The sequence below is a fragment of the Paenibacillus sp. 01L418 genome (assembly GCF_056400045.1).
Genome location: NZ_JBFTSN010000004.1, coordinates 1 through 21,662, shown reverse-complemented (window position 1 = coordinate 21,662; position 21,662 = coordinate 1). Strand labels below are relative to the sequence as shown.

General features: G+C 45.2%; 22 protein-coding genes. 4 read left to right on the top strand and 18 right to left on the bottom strand.

Annotated features, from left to right (window positions below):
- Position 1: 1 nt before the first annotated feature.
- The 13 genes from AC1DSE_RS01085 to AC1DSE_RS01025 form a co-directional block, all read right to left on the bottom strand.
- Complete coding sequence (locus AC1DSE_RS01085) at positions 2-979, bottom strand: FecCD family ABC transporter permease (RefSeq protein WP_076268081.1); 978 nt, start codon at positions 977-979, stop codon at positions 2-4.
- Positions 980-1,014: 35 nt separating this feature from the next.
- On the bottom strand, positions 1,015-2,010 hold the full coding sequence (locus AC1DSE_RS01080; RefSeq protein ID WP_477509457.1) for an ABC transporter substrate-binding protein: 996 nt from the start codon (positions 2,008-2,010) through the stop codon (positions 1,015-1,017).
- A 382-nt stretch (positions 2,011-2,392) separates the two neighbouring features.
- The gene (locus AC1DSE_RS01075; protein WP_076268049.1) at positions 2,393-2,626 is read right to left on the bottom strand and encodes a hypothetical protein; all 234 of its coding nucleotides are present in this window, start codon (positions 2,624-2,626) and stop codon (positions 2,393-2,395) included.
- 592 nt (positions 2,627-3,218) lie between these two features.
- Positions 3,219-3,920: a PIG-L family deacetylase gene (locus AC1DSE_RS01070; RefSeq protein WP_477509458.1), complete on the bottom strand. Its 702-nt coding sequence runs from the start codon at positions 3,918-3,920 to the stop codon at positions 3,219-3,221.
- Entirely contained in the window at positions 3,917-4,228 is a 312-nt protein-coding gene (locus AC1DSE_RS01065; RefSeq protein WP_477509459.1) for a DUF1806 family protein, read from the bottom strand. The genes AC1DSE_RS01070 and AC1DSE_RS01065 overlap by 4 nt, the downstream gene beginning before the upstream one ends.
- 129 nt (positions 4,229-4,357) lie before the next feature.
- On the bottom strand, positions 4,358-4,813 hold the full coding sequence (locus AC1DSE_RS01060) for a DinB family protein (RefSeq protein WP_477509460.1): 456 nt from the start codon (positions 4,811-4,813) through the stop codon (positions 4,358-4,360).
- A 191-nt stretch (positions 4,814-5,004) separates the two neighbouring features.
- Entirely contained in the window at positions 5,005-7,089 is a 2,085-nt protein-coding gene (locus AC1DSE_RS01055; protein WP_477527329.1) for a transglycosylase domain-containing protein, read from the bottom strand.
- 291 nt (positions 7,090-7,380) lie between these two features.
- On the bottom strand, positions 7,381-8,451 hold the full coding sequence (locus AC1DSE_RS01050) for a sulfate ABC transporter substrate-binding protein (RefSeq protein ID WP_477509462.1): 1,071 nt from the start codon (positions 8,449-8,451) through the stop codon (positions 7,381-7,383).
- Positions 8,452-8,485: 34 nt separating this feature from the next.
- Positions 8,486-9,550 (bottom strand): sulfate/molybdate ABC transporter ATP-binding protein, encoded by a 1,065-nt coding sequence (locus AC1DSE_RS01045; RefSeq protein WP_076271051.1) that lies wholly within the window; start codon positions 9,548-9,550, stop codon positions 8,486-8,488.
- Positions 9,551-9,553: 3 nt separating this feature from the next.
- Complete coding sequence (locus tag AC1DSE_RS01040) at positions 9,554-10,351, bottom strand: sulfate ABC transporter permease (RefSeq protein WP_441879435.1); 798 nt, start codon at positions 10,349-10,351, stop codon at positions 9,554-9,556.
- Positions 10,351-11,112, bottom strand: coding sequence for a sulfate ABC transporter permease subunit CysT (gene cysT, locus AC1DSE_RS01035; protein ID WP_430057824.1), 762 nt, complete (start codon positions 11,110-11,112; stop codon positions 10,351-10,353). The genes AC1DSE_RS01040 and cysT overlap by 1 nt, the downstream gene beginning before the upstream one ends.
- Positions 11,113-11,400: 288 nt before the next feature.
- Positions 11,401-12,033 (bottom strand): YigZ family protein, encoded by a 633-nt coding sequence (locus AC1DSE_RS01030; RefSeq protein WP_477509463.1) that lies wholly within the window; start codon positions 12,031-12,033, stop codon positions 11,401-11,403.
- Between the two features lie 36 nt (positions 12,034-12,069).
- Positions 12,070-13,419: a glucose-6-phosphate isomerase gene (locus AC1DSE_RS01025; protein WP_076271049.1), complete on the bottom strand. Its 1,350-nt coding sequence runs from the start codon at positions 13,417-13,419 to the stop codon at positions 12,070-12,072.
- 172 nt (positions 13,420-13,591) lie between these two features.
- Between AC1DSE_RS01025 and AC1DSE_RS01020 the strand changes: the two genes are divergently transcribed.
- A complete protein-coding gene (locus AC1DSE_RS01020) occupies positions 13,592-14,491 on the top strand; it encodes an NAD(P)-dependent oxidoreductase (RefSeq protein ID WP_441879282.1) in 900 nt (299 codons plus the stop codon).
- Between the two features lie 65 nt (positions 14,492-14,556).
- On the opposite strand, the gene AC1DSE_RS01015 is transcribed toward AC1DSE_RS01020, so the two are convergent.
- The 5 genes from AC1DSE_RS01015 to AC1DSE_RS00995 all read right to left on the bottom strand — a co-directional run bounded on the left by AC1DSE_RS01015 (position 14,557) and on the right by AC1DSE_RS00995 (position 19,914).
- Positions 14,557-15,078, bottom strand: a complete 522-nt coding sequence (locus AC1DSE_RS01015) for a DUF420 domain-containing protein (RefSeq protein WP_477509464.1) — start codon at positions 15,076-15,078, stop codon at positions 14,557-14,559.
- A gap of 187 nt (positions 15,079-15,265) precedes the next feature.
- Positions 15,266-15,583, bottom strand: a complete 318-nt coding sequence (ppnP, locus tag AC1DSE_RS01010) for a pyrimidine/purine nucleoside phosphorylase (protein ID WP_076271046.1) — start codon at positions 15,581-15,583, stop codon at positions 15,266-15,268.
- A 62-nt stretch (positions 15,584-15,645) separates the two neighbouring features.
- Complete coding sequence (gene tkt, locus AC1DSE_RS01005; protein WP_477509465.1) at positions 15,646-17,664, bottom strand: transketolase; 2,019 nt, start codon at positions 17,662-17,664, stop codon at positions 15,646-15,648.
- Between the two features lie 164 nt (positions 17,665-17,828).
- Positions 17,829-18,731 carry a formyltetrahydrofolate deformylase gene (purU, locus tag AC1DSE_RS01000; protein ID WP_339207517.1) on the bottom strand — a complete coding sequence of 301 codons (903 nt, stop codon included), beginning with the start codon at positions 18,729-18,731 and terminating at the stop codon, positions 17,829-17,831.
- 52 nt (positions 18,732-18,783) lie between these two features.
- Positions 18,784-19,914 (bottom strand): deoxyribonuclease IV, encoded by a 1,131-nt coding sequence (locus tag AC1DSE_RS00995; protein ID WP_477527328.1) that lies wholly within the window; start codon positions 19,912-19,914, stop codon positions 18,784-18,786.
- A 101-nt stretch (positions 19,915-20,015) separates the two neighbouring features.
- Here AC1DSE_RS00995 and AC1DSE_RS00990 point away from each other — a divergent pair, with 101 nt between their 5' ends.
- From AC1DSE_RS00990 to AC1DSE_RS00980, 3 genes are all read left to right on the top strand, one after another.
- The gene (locus tag AC1DSE_RS00990) at positions 20,016-20,453 is read left to right on the top strand and encodes a DUF2621 domain-containing protein (protein ID WP_076271042.1); all 438 of its coding nucleotides are present in this window, start codon (positions 20,016-20,018) and stop codon (positions 20,451-20,453) included.
- Positions 20,454-20,609: 156 nt separating this feature from the next.
- Positions 20,610-21,095 (top strand): hypothetical protein, encoded by a 486-nt coding sequence (locus AC1DSE_RS00985; protein WP_339207515.1) that lies wholly within the window; start codon positions 20,610-20,612, stop codon positions 21,093-21,095.
- A gap of 43 nt (positions 21,096-21,138) precedes the next feature.
- A partial coding sequence (locus AC1DSE_RS00980) for an NAD-dependent epimerase/dehydratase family protein (RefSeq protein WP_477527327.1) occupies positions 21,139-21,662 on the top strand: 524 nt, incomplete at its 3' end.

Here is a 21,662-nt window from a genome sequence, read left to right as displayed (position 1 = left end):
CTTAGACCCCTCCTTTTCGCATCAAATAGAGGAAGTACGGACCTCCTGCCAATGCCATGACGATACCTGCAGGCACTCCTACAGAGCCGAAGGCAGTCCGCCCAATTGTATCTGCCACTAAGAGAAGCAGTGCCCCAAGTATTAAGCTAAGCGGCAACGTGTGGCGATAATTTGTGCCAATTAATAAACGAGCCATATGTGGCACAATTAAACCAATAAACCCAACAAGACCTACTGTCGACACTGAAACAGCGGCTAAGTACACCGCCACAAAAGACAAAATCAAGCGGCTTCGATTAAGGTTTTGCCCCAAGTTATGTGCTACTTGCTCGCCTAAACGTAATATATTCGCTTGCCGAATACATAGAATCGCGGCAATCCATCCAATAATCGAATAGGGCAATATCATGAGCACATCGCCCATTCCTTTGCCTGCCAAACTTCCGTTCATCCATGCAAGTGCACCAGGCAGCTTATCGCTGTATTTGATAGAGAGCAGGCCGATCATTCCTCCAAATACCGCATTTACGGCGACACCCGAAAGAATGATGCGTACAGGTGTAAAACCTGTTTGCTTGTTCCATGCCCAAGTATAAACCATTCCGGCAGCAATACCGCCGCCAATTATTGCAGCTAACGGAATAAACGATGAATAGCTAGGCATGACTAGCATAATAAATAATACGGTAACCGCTGCCCCGGACGAAACACCAGTTAGCCCCGGGTCTGCCAGTGGATTTAACATAACTGCTTGCAGCAAAGCTCCCGATGCAGCAAGGTTCGCGCCGATTATCAAAGCAAGAAATACTCTAGGGATTCGAATATCCCAAAGCACAGAATTTGCCGCTTCATTCCCATTGCCTAGTATCGCTTGAAAAGTAGAAGCTAGATCAAATCTTGCACTACCAAGCGCAACTGAGAATAAAATAGCCACAATCAGCAACAAAAATGAGAGAGCTAGAAGCGTGGTCGTTCTCATTTTTTTATTATCCGTCACCTCTAAGCTCCCTTTCATTAGTTATACAAAATTTTCGCCATATCTTGGTATGCATTTGGTGCATTTACTAACGAAGCTACTCCATATAAGCTATAATCAAGTGCAATCAGCTTGCCGTTTTTAAATGCGTTCAGCTTCTCCCAAGCTCCGTTCTTCTTCACATCATCTTCAAGCTGCTTCGTAACAGCAGAAGGATCACCATGAGCAACTAGCAAAATAATATCTGGATTAGCCGTTACGATGCTTTCCATATCAAGTGGTACATAAGCATCTTCTTTTTTCAATACTTCTGATAATACGTTTTTTGCTCCTAGCTTCTTCGCCAAGCTGCCTACAAAAGTACTATCGTTCATGAACATTAATGATTCAGCAGAACCGAATAGAACCATTACGCTTGGAGCATCTTTGCCTTCGGAAAGCTTAACAGCTTCCGCCTCTTGTTCGCTCAGCTTCTGCAATACTTCATTCGCTTTATCTTCTTTCCCGTACACTCGACCTAGAACTACCGTGCTGAGTTTCAACTCGTCTAAGGAGTCCGCAGGCAAATAAGCTGTAGGTAAATTCGCTGGTTTAAAGGATTTATCCAAACTATCCTTAATGGAGCTTGGTCCAAGAATGACACCAGGCTGCAGCTTTGCAATTTGCTCTAGATCCGGCTGATGAGATGAGCCGATGCGAGGCAGGTTAACGAAAGCTTCTGGCAATTTGTTCTTCGTCGTTGGAACACCGGCTGTCTCAATTCCAAGCTCATTTAGAAGCTCAGCAATAGCTACTGATATGGTTACCGTTGATGATGGAACTTGGTTATTGAACTGTGCAATCAGTTCCGCTGCTTTTGTTTCATCTACTTCTATTTTAGAATCAGACACAGGAGCTTCCGTTGCAGCCGAGCTTGGCTGCTCTGTTGCTGTGTTTCCAGTCACCTGTTCTGGCTTATTTACATTGTTTCCGCATGCTACCGTAGTCGCTAATAATAAAGTCATAATACCAATCTTCCATCCTGCTCGTTTCACTTTATTTCCTCCTGTATGATAATGATAATTAGTATCATTATATTGATACCGTTTCTCATTATACAGCGAATGAAAATCATTTTCAATTAATATTTTCGCTAAACTTTTATTTATTTAATTGTGTGGTTATTTCCCCATCTCCCTTCAGACATCCTCTTTGATTCCCATGCTAAAGATAAAAATATCGAAAATAACCCTACGTACATTCGTCTCATCATACGCTAATCAAAATAAAAAAATGCCAAGGGCAGCTGCTCGCTCCTTGGCATCCTTTTGACTCCTAATCTCAGATCTAATTATTAATTCCCCTTAGCCTAGCTGCAACCATGCAGCTCTTCCGAACCATGCATGTCCATGTTATTGACATCCTTGCTCTATTTGATTACGCCTGCATGACAGATTGAGATGCTTTCCCATACGGCTCCGCCAAAAAATAAGTGAAATCCTCGCGTTTATTCAAAAACTGCTCATATTGCACCAAAGCGATCTCATCATCCGGGTTTGTCTCCAAGTAGATTTCCAATTCCGCAATCGTTTCCTCAATTTCAAGTAGGATGTCCCTGTGGCTATGGCTCATCTGTGTACTTAGCTGTAAAGGCTTCCTTGCTTCGTTCAACTTATATGCCTCCTGTTGCCCTATTCTATTGTTTTGCAAAATAAAGGTGTACCTGCAACAATAGGGCTTCGTTAACTAAGATATTCAGACCTTCGTAAAAAAGAACCTCAATTCTCAAAAAAAGGGATAAACCCTTTTTACTCGCTGCAAAAAAAGAAAAGCTATTTCCGTTATTATCCATCTTCCTCATGACAGATTCAATGGTACAAAATGATTAGGTTACCATTTACCTATCTCGACTATTTCCCAAGAAATGATCGAAAAACATCGATATATAAACGATTTTCTGTACTCCATTGATTCATCATTACCCCAGAAGGGTATTCAATATTATCAAACTCACTAAGGGAGTGATTCAAATGACGACAAGGCAACAAAATTTAGAGATTGAAGAAAGACATGTTGAAAAAAAATCAGATTCAAGTTTAGTGGCGTCTACATTCATCAAATATGCTGCCTACATTATTATCTTCTTCGGGGCTCTCTACTTTCTTGTTCGATATGTATTTCCAATGTTTTAAACAAAATAAAAACAGGCAGTCTTTCAGCAGATTAAGCTGCTTGAAGACTGCCTGTTTCGTATGTACGTTTTTTAAAAAAGATCATCCGCAGTTTTTGGGATCATTGTTTGATTTCCTTTTATAAAATACTCAAACTTGCCAAAATGCGCCAATGCTGCGCTGTCTGCTTCCCATACCCATTCGTCCATTTCGGTTTGACAGCGATGCGCACGAAACGCAGCAAGCTTAGCTTCTAACTGATGACGAACATCAATTTTGACAATGCCCTGCTTCGTGTAACCAAATCGTTCCGGAGCATTCATCATATCGCCGAAACTGATGAAATAGAGCGCACCCGGCTGCTTGCTACGGTGGAAAGCGGTAGTTGTTGCTTTACCAATTGCACAGTGATCAGGATGTCCGCCTAAAATTTCATGAAAAGTAAGGACTACATCCGGATTGATCTCATCCATGAGTACGCCTATTTTTGAGATGAGGCTCTCTGAATCGTAAAATTCAACCATCTTGTCACGGATATCAAAAAAAATAAGATTTTGAATGCCAAGTGCCTCGCAAGCGTTTCGCAGCTCTTTTTCCCGAATATCAGGCATAGTCTCTCGATTCACATAAGGCGGGTTTCCCATTCGACGTCCCATTTCGCCTTTTGTCGCACTTACAAGAGTAATTTCAACTCCCATGCTTGCATACTTTGCCAATGTTCCTCCGCAAATAAAAGACTCATCATCAGGATGCGCAAACACAGCTAATAGCTTTTTAACTGCTTTTTCACTCATTCCGGAAACGGCTCCTTTCCAAGCTGCAGAGCAACGTTCATTCTGCCTTTATCATCGTAACCCGCCAGTAATAGCTTCTCATCCACCGTTACTTCAAAATGGGTGAGTGCTTCTGTTCGCAGCCAGCCAAGCTCATCAAAGCGAAGAGCTATCCGGTATGAACCCTCACCAGCAATATGGGCTTCAGTGAGGCTAACCTTGAAGTTTCGGACAAAGACGAAAGAGGTCGCTTCACTATGAATATAAACTTCCTTGCCAATAAATGCTTGAAAAGCAGCGTTCAATTCTGAACTGTTTATTTTGATCATCGTCTCTTCATTCCTATTCTATAAATTTGATAGGAGTTGCCAAGTAGGAGGAGTTAATAAAAAGGAGGAGTTGCTTCATGAGACCAAAGGCCTGATGTATGAACTCCTCCCCTTATAATACAATTCCTATTATCTGCTTACGAAAAACGGCAATGTTTCGATGCCCAGCAAACGCAGATAAATGAACAATTGACCTTTGTGATGAATTTCATGATCCTTGCCATTCTCGAGCAAAACGATTCCAGCCATTTTCATGCCATGGAAGTCGATCTCTTTTTCCAATTGCTCATCCGATAAAGATTCAAGCAATGTTTTCGTTGAAGCGGTATCCGCTGCTACGATCGCTTTCAGCTCTTCAATCGTTTCAGCTTGTTTAGCTGTTGAAGGTGGCGTGAACACGCCGTTTTTTACCGTTTGTGCGAACATGTCCATTGATCCATTGATATGGAGAACAAGAGTTGACAACGACATTGCCTTTTCCCAAGGCTTATATTGGAGGTTTTCATTTTGTACAGTATCAAGCATAGCAAGCAATACTTTACGATGATTCAACCAGTTTGTAACAAATACATTCATTGTTGACATAGGATAATACTCCCCTTTTTCATTCGAAAATTAATTAACCATAGAAAAAATAGTTAATAGCCTATTCATTATACAATGGTTGTCCGACAATTGCATTTTTCCTGAATAAACTTCTATTATTAATAACTTGATCCTCCCTAGTTGGTGTTATTATTCCATCAATTCCCTTTTACATTATCACGCCCTATTCCTCAGTTTTTATCCTTATCCTTATCTTTATCCTTGTGCCTCTCTTTCTTTCTCTCTTTTTCTTTTTCTTTTTCTTTTTCCTTCTGTTTTTTTCTTTCTTCCCTTTCCTTTTTCCAATCTCGTTTCTTATCAGAATCATCATCTTTGTTCGATATATTATTTTTTTCTTTTTCCTTATCCTTCTTCTTCGGCAAAAAGTCTGGTGCCTTAGGAAACGGTATAACCGGCTCATCCTTTAATGCATCTGCGAATATAGCTTGAAAGACAACAGCCGCAGCCTTTGAGCTCGTCGACAAATAATGGCTGCTGTCGCTTTGATCGTACCCAAGCCACACCGCGCCTACAAGCTGCGGAGTGTAGCCAACGAACCAATTGTCCTTTGCGCCGTAGCCTGTCGTGCCTAGCATTTGTGTCGTTCCAGATTTCCCTGCAACTGGGCGGCCTTCAAGCATTGCAGCAGTACCCGTCCCATCCTTTATGACTCCCTCTAACATAGCTGTCATCGTTCGGGCAATTTCTGGCTCCGTTACTTTCACTCTGCCTTCACTCTGCTTGAATTCAGCCAGTACGCTGCCGTCTGCCGATTCGATGCGAGTAATGGTATGCGCATGATTACGAACACCGTCACTTGCGAATACGCCAAAAGCTTCGGCCATCTGAAGCGGCGATACACCCTCATGAAGACCGCCGAGCGCAAGCCCCAGCGAGCGATCCTCATCTGTCAGAGGAATGCCGAAACGCGCCRCCGCATCCATTCCTTTTTCAATACCCATTTCGTTAAGCAGCTTCACAGCAGGTATGTTGTAAGAGTTAATAAGCGCTTCATAAAGTGACACTCTGCCATGAAAGGAGCCGTCTGCGTTTTTTGGCTCATAGCCGTTAATATTGATCGGTTCATCAACTAGATCATCGCTTGGCTTATAGCCAAGCTCCAGCGCAGGCGTGTATACAGCGATGGGCTTGATCGTTGAGCCTGGTTGACGGCTTAGCTGCGTCGCTCGGTTAAAGCCGCGAAATGGCTGCTCTCCTCTGCCGCCAACCATCGCCCGAATTCCGCCGTCACGCGGATCAATCAGAACAGCACCGCTTTGAATGAGCTGGTCTGCAGCACTATTTGGGAATAGAGATTCCTTCGCATACACCTGTTCCGCCGACTGCTGCATTTTCGTATCCAATGCGGTATAGATTCGAAGTCCGCCCTGCAGCACTTCATTTTCCGATAACCCATATTGCGTCATCGCCTCACGAATGATCTGGTCCACATAATAAGGATAGTTGATATCATCTACTCGATTAGGCTTTGCGCTCAGTAATTTCACAGGCTCATGAATGGCCTTATTGTATATATCCTCGCTAATTAGCGCTTGATCCTTCATAAGCTGAAGAACCACATTTCTTCGATCAATCGCTTTTTCTAGATGTTTATAAGGAGTTAGGGCGGATGGCGCCTTGATTAGACCAGCTAGCAACGCTGCCTCCGCTACGCTAAGCTGATTTGGCTGCTTGCCAAAATACGTATGCGCCGCTCTATCGATTCCCCATGCTCCATCACCATAGTAGATCTGGTTGAGGTACTTCTCCATAATATCCTCTTTGCTGTAGCTTTCCTCAATCTTTTTCGCCAAAAGCAGCTCATCCCACTTCCGCGACCAGGTTCTCTCCTGCGACAAAAAGACATTTTTCGCGAGCTGCTGTGTTATCGTGCTTCCGCCCTGTACTGTCCCGCCTGATGTTATATTTGTCCAAATCGCTCGGCTAATTGCCCGCATATCCATTCCTTCGTGCTCGAAGTAACGTCTGTCCTCTACCGCAACAACGGCATCAACCATATGTTTTGGTATGTCTTCATAGGCAATCTCATCAATTTTATTGAAAGAAATACGGGTGGCTTCCGTACCGTGCTGATCATACAAAATCGTAGCTGCCGGCAGCGGCACCTCAAGCTGTCCAATATCCTGCTTGCCGATCAGGTAACGAAATGTCCCCCATCCGCCCAAAGCAACGATGATCAACAAAGCTATACTTATGATCAAAAAGTATTTAATCCTTTTCTTTTTCTTGTTCAATGTTTGAGTATTTTTCATCATTTCTCCCCCTTGCCCTTGCTTCTCTCGTTTCTACATCATTCGCAGCGGAGTAGCATTTTTAGTACGTTCGGCCCATGAAGTGCCTTTACGCACAAAAAAAGCCCGGAAACTTTGCCTGCTCCCCAGCATCTTTTAGACTTATTTTAACAATCGTAAACAAATCGCTCATATTTCGTTTAGTCGATGGCAGCATCATGCTTTCATCAAAAAAACCTCTGTGCTTTATGTCTCTCGTTTAAACGAGAGACATAAAGCACAGAGGTTTATTAAGAACTTTCCTCACACATCGTATTAAAGATCAGCGAGTACTTGATACCAGACACCTTTTTTGGAATAAAGGTTTTCTCTAACCTCAGACCAGCCGCCTAAGTAAGAAATGTCAAACAATCCTTCCGGCACCACATAACGGTCTTTCGTACCCTCAGCTACCTTCTTGTCTACGGAGCGGAATCCATGATCCACGAAAAGCCGCTGTGCCTGCTCCGTTTGCAAAAAGGCAATAAAAGCCTCGGCTACCTTGCGAACGCCATGCTTATCCGCATTTTTATCCACGATCGCTGCTGGATTCTCGATTAATATCGTGTCTTTTGGGACAACGATGTCATAATTGACGCCTTTCTTAATTCGAGCGAGCAGCTCATTCTCGTAAGTGACGATGACATCGCCTACACCATATTCGAAGGCTGCCATCGATGCGCGACCGCTCTTATCAAGCGATTCCACATTGGCATGGACTGCTTTTAGAAAATGCTTCGCATATTCGGCATCCTTTGTACCCGTCTGCTCCTCTGACTGCTTAAGGCCAGCGCCATATATGGCGTTAATGTCCCACTGAGCGCCGCCGGAAGTTTTCGGATTCGGATACAGCACCTTCACACCCTCGCGTGTTAAGTCATTCCAATCCTTAATTCCGAGCGGATTGCCGGTACGAGTCCCCAATACAACGATGGAGTTCGTGATCATGCCATTATTGCTCTGTGCCTTCCAGTCATGCGTAATGAAACCCGCCTTCGCTATTTTGTCGAGATCACCTTCCATAGCTAACACGGCAACGTCGGCTTCAAAACCTCCAGCGATCGCCCTGGCTTGCGTGCCTGAAGCCTCATACGATTCCTGAAATACGACCTTTTGCCCGGTTTCCTGCAGCCAATACTTTTGGAATGCAGGCAGCAAATCCGCGAAAGCATCCTTCACTACCGAATACGCACCGATTACAAGTGTAACATCGCCGTCCTGTACGGTAGACCCAGCCGCATGGTTACTCGTCTGCTCCTCTTTACTGCAGCCTGCCGATACGATCAGCATAACCGCAGCAAGCAGCAGCACGAGCATGCGCTGACTTGTTACCAGATTGATTTTCATATTCGCATACAACTCTTTCTACGTAGCATATTGGTTAAATATGAATAGGCATGGGGTCAACCTTCAGCTTATTTTCCGCAATCCAGCTTTCGTTGTCATTGAATAAATAAGCCCGATGGACGAGTACCCTTACCTCATCTCCGGGATGAAGCACTTCTTGCTCCAGCGAACGGTACGTAATCAGCTTCGTATCGCCAACAAGCAGCTCAACCATCCACTCGCTGCCGCGGAAATGCAGCTGTTTTACTTTACCGGCAAGCGTAGCTGAAGCCAGCTTGATCTCGCCCGGTTTGCCAATCTCAATATATTCAGGCCGGATAAGTGCTTTAGTGCCCGGACGGCTCGCTGCATCCTCAAAACCTTTAAGCTCCGCGATATTGTCTACAATAGTAGATTCGCCAATAAAGCTTGCTACAAACGGTGTCTCTGGATTTTTGTAAATGTCCCATGGGCTGCCTTTTTGCTCTAACTTGCCTTTGCTTATAATCATGATCTCATCGGCAACTTCAATCGCTTCCTCTTGATCATGCGTAACGAAAATCGATGTGATGCCGACACGCTCAATCATTTCTTTAAGCCATGTGCGAAGCTCGGTCCGGATCTTCGCATCGATAGCAGCAAACGGCTCATCGAGGAGCAGCAGCTGCGGCTCAGGCGCGAGCGCTCTAGCGAAAGCAACACGTTGGCGTTGGCCTCCTGACAGCTGATGGGCGTAACGATGCTCGAAACCTTTTAGCCCCGTAAGCTCTACCAAGTACATAACGCGCTCGCGAATTTGCTCCTTCGATTGCTTCTTCACCTTTAAGCCAAATGCGATATTGTCATATACGGTCATATGCTTGAAGAGCGCATAGTTTTGAAATACGAAACCGATGCCGCGCTCCTGCGGCGGAAGATCATTCACACGTTTGCCGTGGAACAGAATATCGCCTGAGGAAGGAGACTCGAGCCCCGCCAGCATTCGAAGTATGGACGTTTTACCACCGCCGCTCGGTCCGAGCAAGCCGATCAGATGACCTTTTTCGATTTCAAAGCTTACATCCTTCACTGCATGAAAATCGCCAAAGTTTTTATTCAAGTTCCGTACTTCAATATGCATGGCTTAATGCACTTCCTTTCGTTTTTTCGCCCATTCCATTAGCAGCAGCAGTCCAACTGAAAATGCCGCAAGAACTAGAGCCACGCCATTGGCGGCAACAACGTTAAAATTTTCAACATCTTGATAAACGAGTGTAGTGGCTGTTTGTGTTTTATTCATAATATTGCCGGAGACGACGAGTACAGCTCCGAATTCTCCCAGTGACCGTGCAACAGTCAATACTACGCCGTAGATAACACCCCACCGAATCGATGGCCAAGTTACTTTCCAGAACGTGTACCAGGAATAAGCGCCGAGCGTTGATGCCGCTTCCTCCTGCTGTGCTCCAATCTCCTGCAGCACGGGCATAACCTCGCGTACCATTAGCGGGAATGTGACGAACAATGTCGCTAAGATCATCCCTGGCAGCGCATAGACGATTTTGAAGCCCGCATCCTCAAACAATGCACCGATAATTGTATTAGGTCCCAAAATAAGAACGATCATCAAACCGCCGATAACTGGTGATACCGCAAAGGGCAAATCGACTAAGCTGTTAAGCAGCCGCTTCATCCTTTTCCCAATCCATTCGGCCCGGACGAGATACATTGCTAGCATAATGCCAAACAACGTATTTAAGGCTGTAACGACAACAACGATAATTCCCGTCATCATAAGAGCATGCAGCGACTGCGGCCTAGTAATGCCTTCTATAAAGCCGCTCCAGCCATCTGCCCAAGAGCCTGTAAAGATTTTGATCAATGGCGCGATGAGCAGCAATCCAAAAATAATATAAGTTAATGTAATCCACAATCTTCTCATCATAGGTCGCCCCTCCTGCCTTGAATGAGGTTGACCGTCCATAAGATGAGGAAGGATAGCGTGAGCAGCAGCACCGATACAGCGGCGGCTCCCTGCGGATTACTGCTTTCAATTTCTCCAAAAATATAAACGGAGGCAATTAACGTCTTGCCTGGAATATTGCCTGCAACGAGCACAACTGCGCCAAACTCCGCAATTCCGCGGGAGAAAGCCAGCATAGCGCCGCTCAAAATTCCTGGCAGCATCGTAGGAAAAATAACGCTAAAAAACGTTTTCGCGCGCGTTGCGCCTAGCGTATAGGCTGCTTCTTCCTCTGATTTATCCATTTCCTCAAGTAAAGGCTGAATGGCACGAATAACAAAAGGAAAGGTAACGAACAGCATAGCGACAACAATTGCCGGCTCATGGAACACGATTTCGATGCCAATCTTTTGGGCTAGGCCGCCTACTAAACTATTAGGCCCTAGCAGAAGCAAGATCATAAGTCCGCCTACTGCTGTAGGTAATGCAAACGGCAAGTCAACTAGACTGTTGAGCAAACGACGTCCGGGAAAACGGTAACGAATAAGCACCCATCCGATCATCGTCCCCAAAAACATATTGAGTATCGTTGCGATAACAGCCAACTTTACTGTAAGCAGCACCGCTTTCCAAGCCAGTGGATCGGATACGCTTTCCCAGAAAGGGGTCCATCCAAGCGAAAATGATTGCGTGTAAATGCCAACGATTGGTAAAATAATTAAGATGACAAAATAAAGCATTATGGTGCTTCGAAAACCAAAACTCCACCCTTTACCACGAAACAAAGCATTCACTGTGACTTTACCTCCAGACCATCGGCTCGTGCCGTAGGTGTAACAAAACAATTAAAAACATAATTCCTATTAAGATACTAGGTATTGATAATGTAGCATCCAAACTGGGATTAAGTCAATAATAAATTTGGAAATTCTTATTGCTTTTATAGCTTTTTCTTATGATTGTTTATTATACAAGCCTCTGAGTACAAAGAAGAGGAGTATCAGCCTAAGCCGATACTCCTCTTCTTCTTATTCGCCTTCAATATAATAGACCTTTTCTCCTTCAGAGAGGATCGCTTGTCCTTGTGTCAGATCGGTTACCCAAGCGATAAAAGTATCTGCTTCAGGCTCTTCCGGCAGGCAGCGCACGTTGACTCGATCGGTGAAATCCGTCCCGCCAACGCGTGTTCCCTTCGTATGAAGCTCATTTTCCAGCTTGCCATACCAAGTGTAGTCCACATCAACAAATACTTCGCGGTGAAGCACATTGACGATTTCATCTGCTGCTTCAATGCCAGCTACAGCACCATCCGTATAAGCTCTAACGAGTCCGCCTGCTCCGAGCATAATGCCTCCAAAATATCGCGTCACAACGACAGCTACATTTTTAAGCCCCTTATGCTTGATAACCTCGAGAATCGGCTTGCCCGCTGTACCGCTTGGCTCACCATCATCCGATGCCTTCTGAAACTGGTCTCGCTCACCCACCATATAAGCCGAGCAGTTATGGGTCGCCTGCTTATGCAGCTGCTTAATCTCATTGATGAATGCAACGGCTTCCTCTTCGGTTTCCACTGGCTTCGCATACCCGATGAAACGCGACTTTTTGATGACGATCTCTGCGCTAGCCTGCGACCTGACTGTTCTATACTTCTCAAGCATAGGCTATGACTCCCGTATACCGTTCAAGCCGGTTGATTACAGCCTTGCTTCCAGCTCGGCTTTTTCTTTCTCGAAGCCCGGTTTGCCAAGCAAAGCGAACATGTTCTTTTTGTATGCTTCAACACCCGGTTGGTCAAATGGATTAACACCCATCAGGTAACCGCTGATTCCGCATGCTTTTTCGAAGAAATACACAAGATAGCCGAATGTGTATGGCGTCATGTCTTTGATGTTGACGATAAAGTTCGGAACTTGTCCATCCGTATGAGCAAGAAGCGTTCCTTCAAAAGCCTTCTTATTAACGAAATCCATTGTTTTTCCAGTCAAGAAGTTGAGGCCATCAAGATCCGCTGCATCGTGTTCGATAGCGATATGCTCAGACACTTCTTGAACTTGAATAACAGTTTCAAAAATATTGCGGTTACCCTCTTGGATAAACTGGCCCATCGAGTGCAGGTCTGTTGAGAAATCTACAGCTGCTGGGAAGATTCCTTTGAAGTCTTTGCCTTCGCTTTCGCCAAACAGCTGTTTCCACCACTCGGAAACGAAGTGAAGCGATGGCTCGTAGTTAACGAGAATTTCAGTCACTTTACCTTTGCGGTACAGCGCGTTGCGTGCTGCTGCATATTGGTAAGCTTCGTTTTCTGCAAGATTAGGGTTGCTGTATTCTTTGGATGCGTCTGCTGCACCTTGCATAATGGATTCGATATTGATGCCTGCAGCTGCAATTGGCAGCAAGCCTACTGCTGTAAGCACGGAGTAGCGACCGCCAACATCGTCAGGAATAATAAACGATTCATAACCTTCCTCAGAGGAAAGCTTCTTCAGTGCGCCCTTCTCGCTGTCTGTCGTTGCGTAAATGCGTTTGCGCGCTTCTTCTTTGCCGTATTGTTTCTCAAGTGCAGCACGGAATACGCGGAATGCAATCGCAGGCTCAGTTGTCGTGCCTGACTTCGAAATTACATTAATCGACCAGTCGCGGCCTTCAACCAATTGCAAAAGGTGAGTCACATAAGTCGAGCTAATGTTGTTGCCGGCAAACAAAACTTGCGGTGTTTTACGTTGTTCTTTTGGCAAAATATTGTAGAACGAGTGCGACAGCGCCTCAATAGCTGCACGTGCACCAAGGTAAGATCCACCGATACCGATAACGATTAGAACTTCGGAATCCGATTTGATCTTCTCAGCAGCCTTTTGAATGCGAGCGAACTCTTCTTTATCGTAGTTAGTCGGAAGATCGATCCAACCAAGGTAATCTGATCCTGTACCTGTTCCGTTATGTAATTGCTCGTGTGCGAGACGAACGGATTCTGTCAAATAATCGATTTCATGCTGGCCAACGAATGCTAAAGCCTTGCTGTAGTCAAACTGAACTGTTTTGCTCATGTAAATGGAAACCTCCTAGAATGTTGTAAACCAATGTGGCTTCTACACCTGAAAATGCTTTTCAACTTAGCATCTACAATATCGGATTTGCCTTATAAAAACAAGCAACAAACGATGAAAAATTAATGAAGTGTCTGTATAATTAAACAAAAATCGATTCAAAGTGGAGGATATGATTATGAAGAAGATCGGATTTATCGGGTTAGGCGTAATGGGAATGGGAATGGCTGCTAATTTATTGCGCAAAGGATTTGAAGTTGTCGTTTATAATCGAACTCCTGGCAAAGCAGAGTCCTTGCTCGCCTTAGGTGCCTCCGAGCTTGAATCACCGGCTGACGTTGCGCGTGCTGCACAAATCGTCATTACAATGATTAGTAATGATGCTGCAATCCGTGAAGTTTACTTTGGCGAAAACGGTATTTTTGCAGGTGCTCGCGCAGGCATTACGCTAATTGACAGCAGCACGATATCTCCAACGCTTGCTAAGGAGCTTGCCGCAGCGGCGGATACTATTGGATCAGTATTCCTAGATGCGCCGGTTACAGGCAGCAAGCCAGCCGCTGAAGGCGGTACACTCGTATTTATGGCTGGCGGCGATGCAGGCAAGATTGAAGAAGTCCAAGACGTTTTGCTCGCTATGGGACGTAAAGTCATTCCAATGGGCCCAAGCGGCAGCGGCTCCATTGCCAAGCTCGCCCACAATACGATTGTTGGCATCAACGTTGTGGCACTTGCAGAAGGCATGGCGATAGCAGCAAGCGGTGGCATTGACGGCAGCTCGTTCGTCGAGCTCGTTCAATCTGGCGGTGCAGCAAGCAGGGCAGCTGAAATGAAGGGACCAAAGCTGCTTGAAGGCAATTACGACGTTCAATTTTCGCTCGAGCTGATGTTAAAGGATTTAAGGTTATCCTCTGCCCTCTCGGACAGTCTGCATGTGCCGACTCCTCTGCTGGAAGCAACGAAGAGCCTATTCCAAATTGGTGATGCAATGGGACTAAGCCAGCTTGATATGTCGAGCGTAGGCCAAGCTTACGAGCAATGGATCGGCCGCAAGCTTAGCGGACTGGATTAATTTAAAAAGGGGTTGTCCGCGTGTATGAATCACTGTGGACAACCCCTTTTTCATTGAAATACTGCTTAATAATATGGCGAGATCATTAAGTAAACAATTACGCCAGTAAGACTTACATACAGCCAAATCGGCATCGTCCATCTAGCAATTTTTCGATGCTTCTCCACTTTCATCTGCAGCCCGCGTACAACCGATATTAGGGCTAGAGGAACGACAACAATCGCTAGCAGGATGTGTGTAATGAGGATGAAGAAATAAATCGAGCGAAGAATGCCTTCTCCTCCGTATTTCGTTGATTCCGTTAGATAATGATACGCTACATAGGAAATTAGGAACAACGTTGTGGAGACAAATGCAGCGCTGATGAACGCACGGTGCATCCGAACATTTTTTTTCATAATCGCCGTTAGCGCTATGCAGAGTGCAATAAAAGTAAAGCAGTTAAAAATCGCATTCAGCAATGGCAAAATCGTTACGTCAAAGTGAATTTCTCCCTCGTACGCCGGCAGAAAAAACAAAACAGCTATCAGCCCGACAAGGACGATGGTTAAGATCGATATGAGCGGTGTATAGTTTCTTTCTTTCATCCAAAAAATCCTCCAGTCATGGAATACGGTGCATATAAATTAACTTTATCCGATTCTACACCTCAAAACAATTCGCTTTGAACAAGTTTTGTCACGAAATAACGAATATTATAAGTCAATGCTGCGAACGAACAAAAAAAGGGCTTCTTCGCCGAAGCGAAGAAGCCCTTTTTTCAATATTTAGTGCTTACTCGTAAATATACGAGCAGCAATAGTCCGAAACTTCAGCAACCTGAAGCTTGAATTTTGTGTTCGCAGGCACAGTGAATTCGCCTTCGCCTTGAATGTGCAGCCACTCGGTTTCACCAGGCAGAAGCACCTTCAAATCGCCAGCCAAAATTTCCATGATTTCAACGCAGTCTGTTCCAAACTCATAGTCACCCGGCAGCATGATGCCGAGTGTTTTTTTGGTGCCGTCAGCGAACAATACAGCACGGCTTGTTACTTTACCGTCGAAGTAAACATTTGCCTTCTTGACGATCGATACATTTTCGAATTGAGACATCGTAGACGTAATCTCCCTTATATATCGGATGCTAAAGCTTTGATGATCTGTTGAACAAGCTATTACAGCAATGCTTTCACTTTGCTAACAACGTTTTCGACCGTAAAGCCATACTCTTTGATTACGCGATCGCCAGGTGCTGATGCGCCGAAACGGTCGATAGCAAGAATATCGCCTTGATCTCCTGTGTAACGCTCCCAGCCAAATGGATGAGCCATTTCAATCGCAAGGCGGGCTTTAACTTCAGGAAGAATGACGGAATTTTTGTATTCCTTCGATTGCTTCTCGAACAAATCCCAGCTTGGCATGCTGACAACACGTACTTGAATGCCCTCTTCTGCAAGAGCTTTTTGAGCTGCTACAGCAAGTTGAACCTCGGAGCCCGTTGCAAGAATTTGTGCTTGCGGCTTGCCATCTGCTGCATCAGATACAACGTATGCGCCGCGGCGCAGGTTCTCATGAACACCGTTCACTGTGCCTTCAAGAATCGGCAAGTTTTGGCGAGTAAGCACAAGCGCTACCGGGTTGCCAGTGTTCTCTACAGCATAAGCCCATGCTGCGGAAGTCTCGTTGCCATCAGCTGGACGGATAACCGTTAGATCAGGAATAATGCGGATCGAAGCAAGCTGTTCAATCGGCTCATGTGTAGGACCGTCTTCGCCAACTGCGATACTGTCATGCGTCAATACATAAACAACAGGCAGCTTCATCAATGCAGCAAGACGAACAGCAGGACGAAGGTAATCTGTGAATACGAAGAACGTACCGCCGAATACTTTCAAACCACTGTGAAGAGCAATACCGTTCATGGCAGCAGCCATACCGAATTCACGTACGCCATAATAAAGATTGCGGCCATCGTAGCTGCCTGGTTTGAATTGTGTCAAACCTTTCAGATGAGTCATTGTCGAGCTCTCAAGGTCAGCAGATCCTCCGAAAATAGTCGGAACGTTTTTCGCAAGACCGTTAAGTGCATTTCCTGAAGCTACACGAGTTGAAACCGCGTTGTCCGCAGTTGTGTATGCTGGAAGGTCAGCGTCCCAGCCCTCAGGCATTGCGCCAGAGATAGCAAGCTCGAACTGAGCTGCAAGCTCAGGGAAAGCTTCTTTATAAGCTGCGAGGCTTGCATCCCACTGTGCATTTGCTTGCTCGCCGCTGCTTTTCACATCTGCAAAGTGAGCGCGAACTTCGTCAGGCACGTGGAACTGAAGCTCTTCAGACCAACCGTAAGCTTGTTTCGTCAATTTTGTCTCATCAGCACCAAGCGGTGATCCATGAGGACCAGCATGTCCGCCTTTGCCGCCTTTGTTCGGGCTGCCGTAGCCGATTACTGTTTTTACTTCGATTAAAGTTGGTTTGGATAGATCTGCTTGCGCCTCAGCAACGGCTTTGGACAAAGCATCTAGATCGTTTCCATCTTCTACGCGAAGCACTTGCCAGCCGTAGCCTTCAAAACGTTTTTGAACGCTCTCGGAATAAGAAAGGCTCAATTCGCCATCAAGCGAAATATCGTTGGAATCATATAGAACGACCAATTTGCCGAGCTGCAGGTGGCCTGCGAAGGATGCAGCTTCATGAGAGACACCTTCCATCAAGTCGCCGTCGCCGCAAATGGAGTAGGTGAAGTGGTTAATAAGCTCGTGGCCTTCTTTATTGTAAGTAGCGCCCAGCTGTGCTTCCGCAATTGCCATGCCAACCGCCATAGCGATACCTTGTCCAAGTGGACCCGTTGTTGCATCAACGCCAGCCGTGTGGCCAAACTCAGGGTGTCCTGGTGTTAGGGAGCCCCATTGACGGAAGTTTTTCAATTCTTCCATAGGCACATCATAGCCGGAGAGGTGAAGCAAGCTGTAAAGCAGCATAGAGCCATGACCCGCAGACAAAACAAAACGATCACGGTTTACCCAAGTAGGGTTCGATGGATTATGCTTCATATTTTTTGCAAATAATTGATAGCCCATTGGAGCAGCGCCCATTGGCATACCAGGGTGACCTGATTTCGCTTTCTCGATGGAATCGATCGCAAGTGTACGGATCGTATCGATAGAAAGCTGTTCAACCGACTTTTGTGTGACTGACATTACAATTTCCTCCTATGGTCTAAGCTTGTCTAATTTCATCTCGTTATATGGTTTCTAAAAACAACGATACAGCGTCATACCAGTACGCAATAACTTTGAATATTGTATCACTCTGCATGCTCGTTTTCCATCAAAAAAAATAGATAATTCGCATAAAAATACAGTTAGTTGAATACAACAGTTTTATTATTATGCACGATTACACGATCTTCAATATGCCATTTCACAGCTCTTGCGAGAACGACCCGTTCAATTGTCCGACCGATTCTTTTCAAATCATCGACGTTGTCACGGTGGCTGACGCGTTGAACATCCTGCTCGATAATCGGCCCGCCGTCTAATTCTTCTGTTACATAATGCGCTGTCGCGCCGATAATTTTTACGCCGCGTGTATATGCCTGCGCATAAGGCTTGCCCCCAACGAAAGCGGGTAGGAATGAGTGGTGAATATTAATGATCCGATTTGGAAATTGTTCAATGAACTTAGGCGAAATGATTTGCATGTAACGCGCCAATACAATGATATCCGCTTTATCTGCAACAACTTCCATTTGCTTGCGCTCGGCTTCTTCTTTTGTAGTCGCTGTAACTGGGATATGGTAATACGGAATGCCAAAGGATTCGACCAGTTCGCGCATATCAGGGTGGTTGCTTATAACCATTGAAATGTCGGCATCAAGATCCCCTGCCTTCCACTGCCAAAGCAGCTCTAGCAAGCAGTGATCCTCTTTCGAAACGAACACAGCAAGACGTTTCTTGCGGCTGGCACGGAATGTATGCCATTTCATATCAAATCGATCGGCTACTCTGGTGAAGTCCTCCATAAGAAGTGGAAGCTCCTTGTCCAGATCAACTAGATCAAATTCAAAACGGATGAAAAACATTCCGCCTTCCGGGTCCATCGTATATTGATCCGATTGAACGATGTTAGCCCCGTGCTCATATAAGAAATGAGAAACAGCAGCTACGATGCCCGGGCGGTCCGGACAAGAAATAAGCATGCGCGCACGCCCGCTCTTTCCACCTGCTTCAACGGTTATTTCAGATGGGGTGGATGGTGATGACATGGACTTCAAACTTCCTTTCGCAATGATCTATATGAATTAATGTTAACTTTAATTAAAGTCTAGCAAGCAGCTCTTTGCCGCCAAACCAAGCCGTAATACGCTGATTGATTTGTTCTTCTGTTAGTCCTGCCGGCAATGCTTCGCCTGCCATTACAAGATCGTACAGACGCTCCATCGGCTCGCGCGGATCTGCTTTTTTTGCTTTTGCGTCATTTTTTAGCAAATCCCAAGTAGAGAGTACAAAACCTCTGGAATCAATTTCTTGCTTGCCGAAGAAATGATGCAGGCGCTCCACATCTTCAAAGAAGCTTTCACCTAAGCGAGCTCTGCCATTGCCGCTCAGCAAAGCGATCTCCGCTTCATACATCGGACGTTCAGTCTTGTCTTCCTTGCCAATCCAAGGCGTTTCCAGTATAAATGGACGCCCCTTAAGGCCCTCATGTTCAACGATTCTTTGAATGGCATCGTGACCAAGCCAGCCTGCGCCAACTGGAGCATGTCTGTCTTTACCAGCACCGCGTGAGTTCTWGCTATCGTTCACGTGAACAACGGCAACGCGGTTTAATCCAACAACACGATCGAACTGCTCAAGAACGCCGTCCAGATCATGAACAAGGTCGTAACCAGCATCATGCATGTGGCAAGTATCCATACATACAGTTAACCGTTCGTTATCCTGAACTTTGTCAATAATCGCCGCAAGCTCTTCGAAGCTGCGGCCAATTTCTGTGCCTTTGCCTGCCATCGTCTCTAGGGCGATGTTAACATTCGTTTCTTTTGTGCCTGCAAGCACTTCATTCAAGCCTTCAGCTATACGAGCGATGCCATATTCTGCATCCTTGTCCGTATAGGCACCTGGATGAAGAACAATATTACGTACACCGATGTAATCGGTACGGCGAATTTCTTCTTGTAAAAAAGAAACCGCAAGCTCGTACGTAGAATCCTTATATGAGCCAAGATTCACAATATAAGGCGCGTGAACCACGATCTCATTAATACCGGATTGCTCCATAAGCGCTTTTCCTTCTTCAATATATAACGAATCGATCGGCTTCCTTCTTGTATTTTGAGGTGCGCCGGTGTAGATCATAAATGTACTTGAGCCATACGATACTGCTTCTTGTGCTGCAGTGAGCAGCCCCTTGTCCGAAAATGATACATGGGAACCTATTTTCAACATAAATATTACGCCCCTTTCGGTTGATCAAACCTTATTTTACAAGGAATGTCGAAATAAATCTAGGAATACGGTATAATTCATTATTGAGGTGAAAGACACGTATGAAAGTTGCCCCCGACTGGTTTATGTATTTTATCGTTTTTTGGGCGGTCGTCATGGTTGCGGCTATGTCGATTGGCGGATTTTTCATGTTTCGAAAATTTCTCAAGGTGCTTCCGATGCGAGACGGCAAGTCTAAGCTCGATTGGCAAAACTACTGGGTAGATCGCAGTCGCAGCATGTGGAATGATGATTCCAAAAGTTTGCTGGACGAGCTTGTTTCCCCAGTGCCAAGCGCTTTTCGTGATATAGCTAAACATTCTATCGCAGCCAAGATTGGTCAAGTGGCGATTGAACATGGCGCATCATCCGTTACGCGCGAGCATTGTATCGAAGGTTACATACGAGCAACTCCTAAACGTGATTACCGTAGTCTTGTTACTTTTCTTGACCGTCAAGGAATCGACTATACTCCCTATAAGCATCTACTTAATAAATAAGTTTAAGCCGCATCAGTGCGGCTTAAACTTATTTATATTTAATCATCAATTAATGCCCCCCTTAAATACATGCTTCATACTCGTATTTTATGGTTATATATAAAAATGTAACCTAATACTCATCTATTTCGTTATTAATTACAGGAGGTGGTTCTCATGATGAACTCATCGAAGCGAAGAAGAAACAAAAAAGCAGCTACAGCAGGAGCCGTTCTTCTCGCTGTTATGCTCGCAACATCCGCATGTGGCGGTGGCAATACTAATGCAGGAAACGAACAGCAAGGCAGTCCAACCGACGGACCAGTTATTACTCAGTTGCCAGAAGATAATGGTGTCATTGATCCTGATCTTTCTTCACCGGAACCGACAGATACTGCAACAAACAATAACGGTACGATCGAGGATCCAGCAGCGCCAAACAAAGTGAATGAAGGTATTTATAGCGGTCTAAGCGACTCGCACTCTATAGAAATAGAAACAGCTGCCGGTGCAATTGCACTTCAAGTAACAGATGACCAAAAAAGCACGTTAGAAGCATTACCGGACGATGCTAAAGTGAAATTTGAGTATTCGGAAAAAGCCATTGAAGGTGAAGCGACCCTCAAACAAAATTGGTTAGTTAAAATTGAAGAAATAAAGTAATCAATGAACTGAAGTAATGGGTGAATTGAAGGAGCGAACGAGGATGCGGGTTGCAATAGCTGGAGGAACTGGGTTTATCGGAAGTGCGCTTACCAAGGCTTTGCTTGAGAGAAATGATGAGGTATGGATTATTTCCAGAACTAGTTCTAAAAATCAATCCAATCGCACTGGGTTTAACCAATTAACTTGGGATGAACTCGAAGTTGCTCCTGCTTTGCTGGAAGGCATAGATGCCATAGTCAATCTCACAGGTGAATCCATTAATCAAAGATGGAATCAAGCTGCCAAGAAGCGTGTCATGGACTCAAGACTAACAGCAGCCGCCCGCATCTCAAAGCTTGTACAATCGCTCGAGCACAAGCCGCCGCTTGTCATTAATGCATCCGGCATTTCTGCGTATGGCATATCAGCAGACGGTATTTTTGATGAATCAAGCCCGACTAAAGTTACCGATTTTTTATCCGAAGTCGTTCAGAAATGGGAACAGGCCGCAGACAGCATACCAGCTGAGCGGCTTGTTAAGCTTCGTGTGGGCGTTGTTCTAGACAAAAAGGAAGGCGCTTTTCC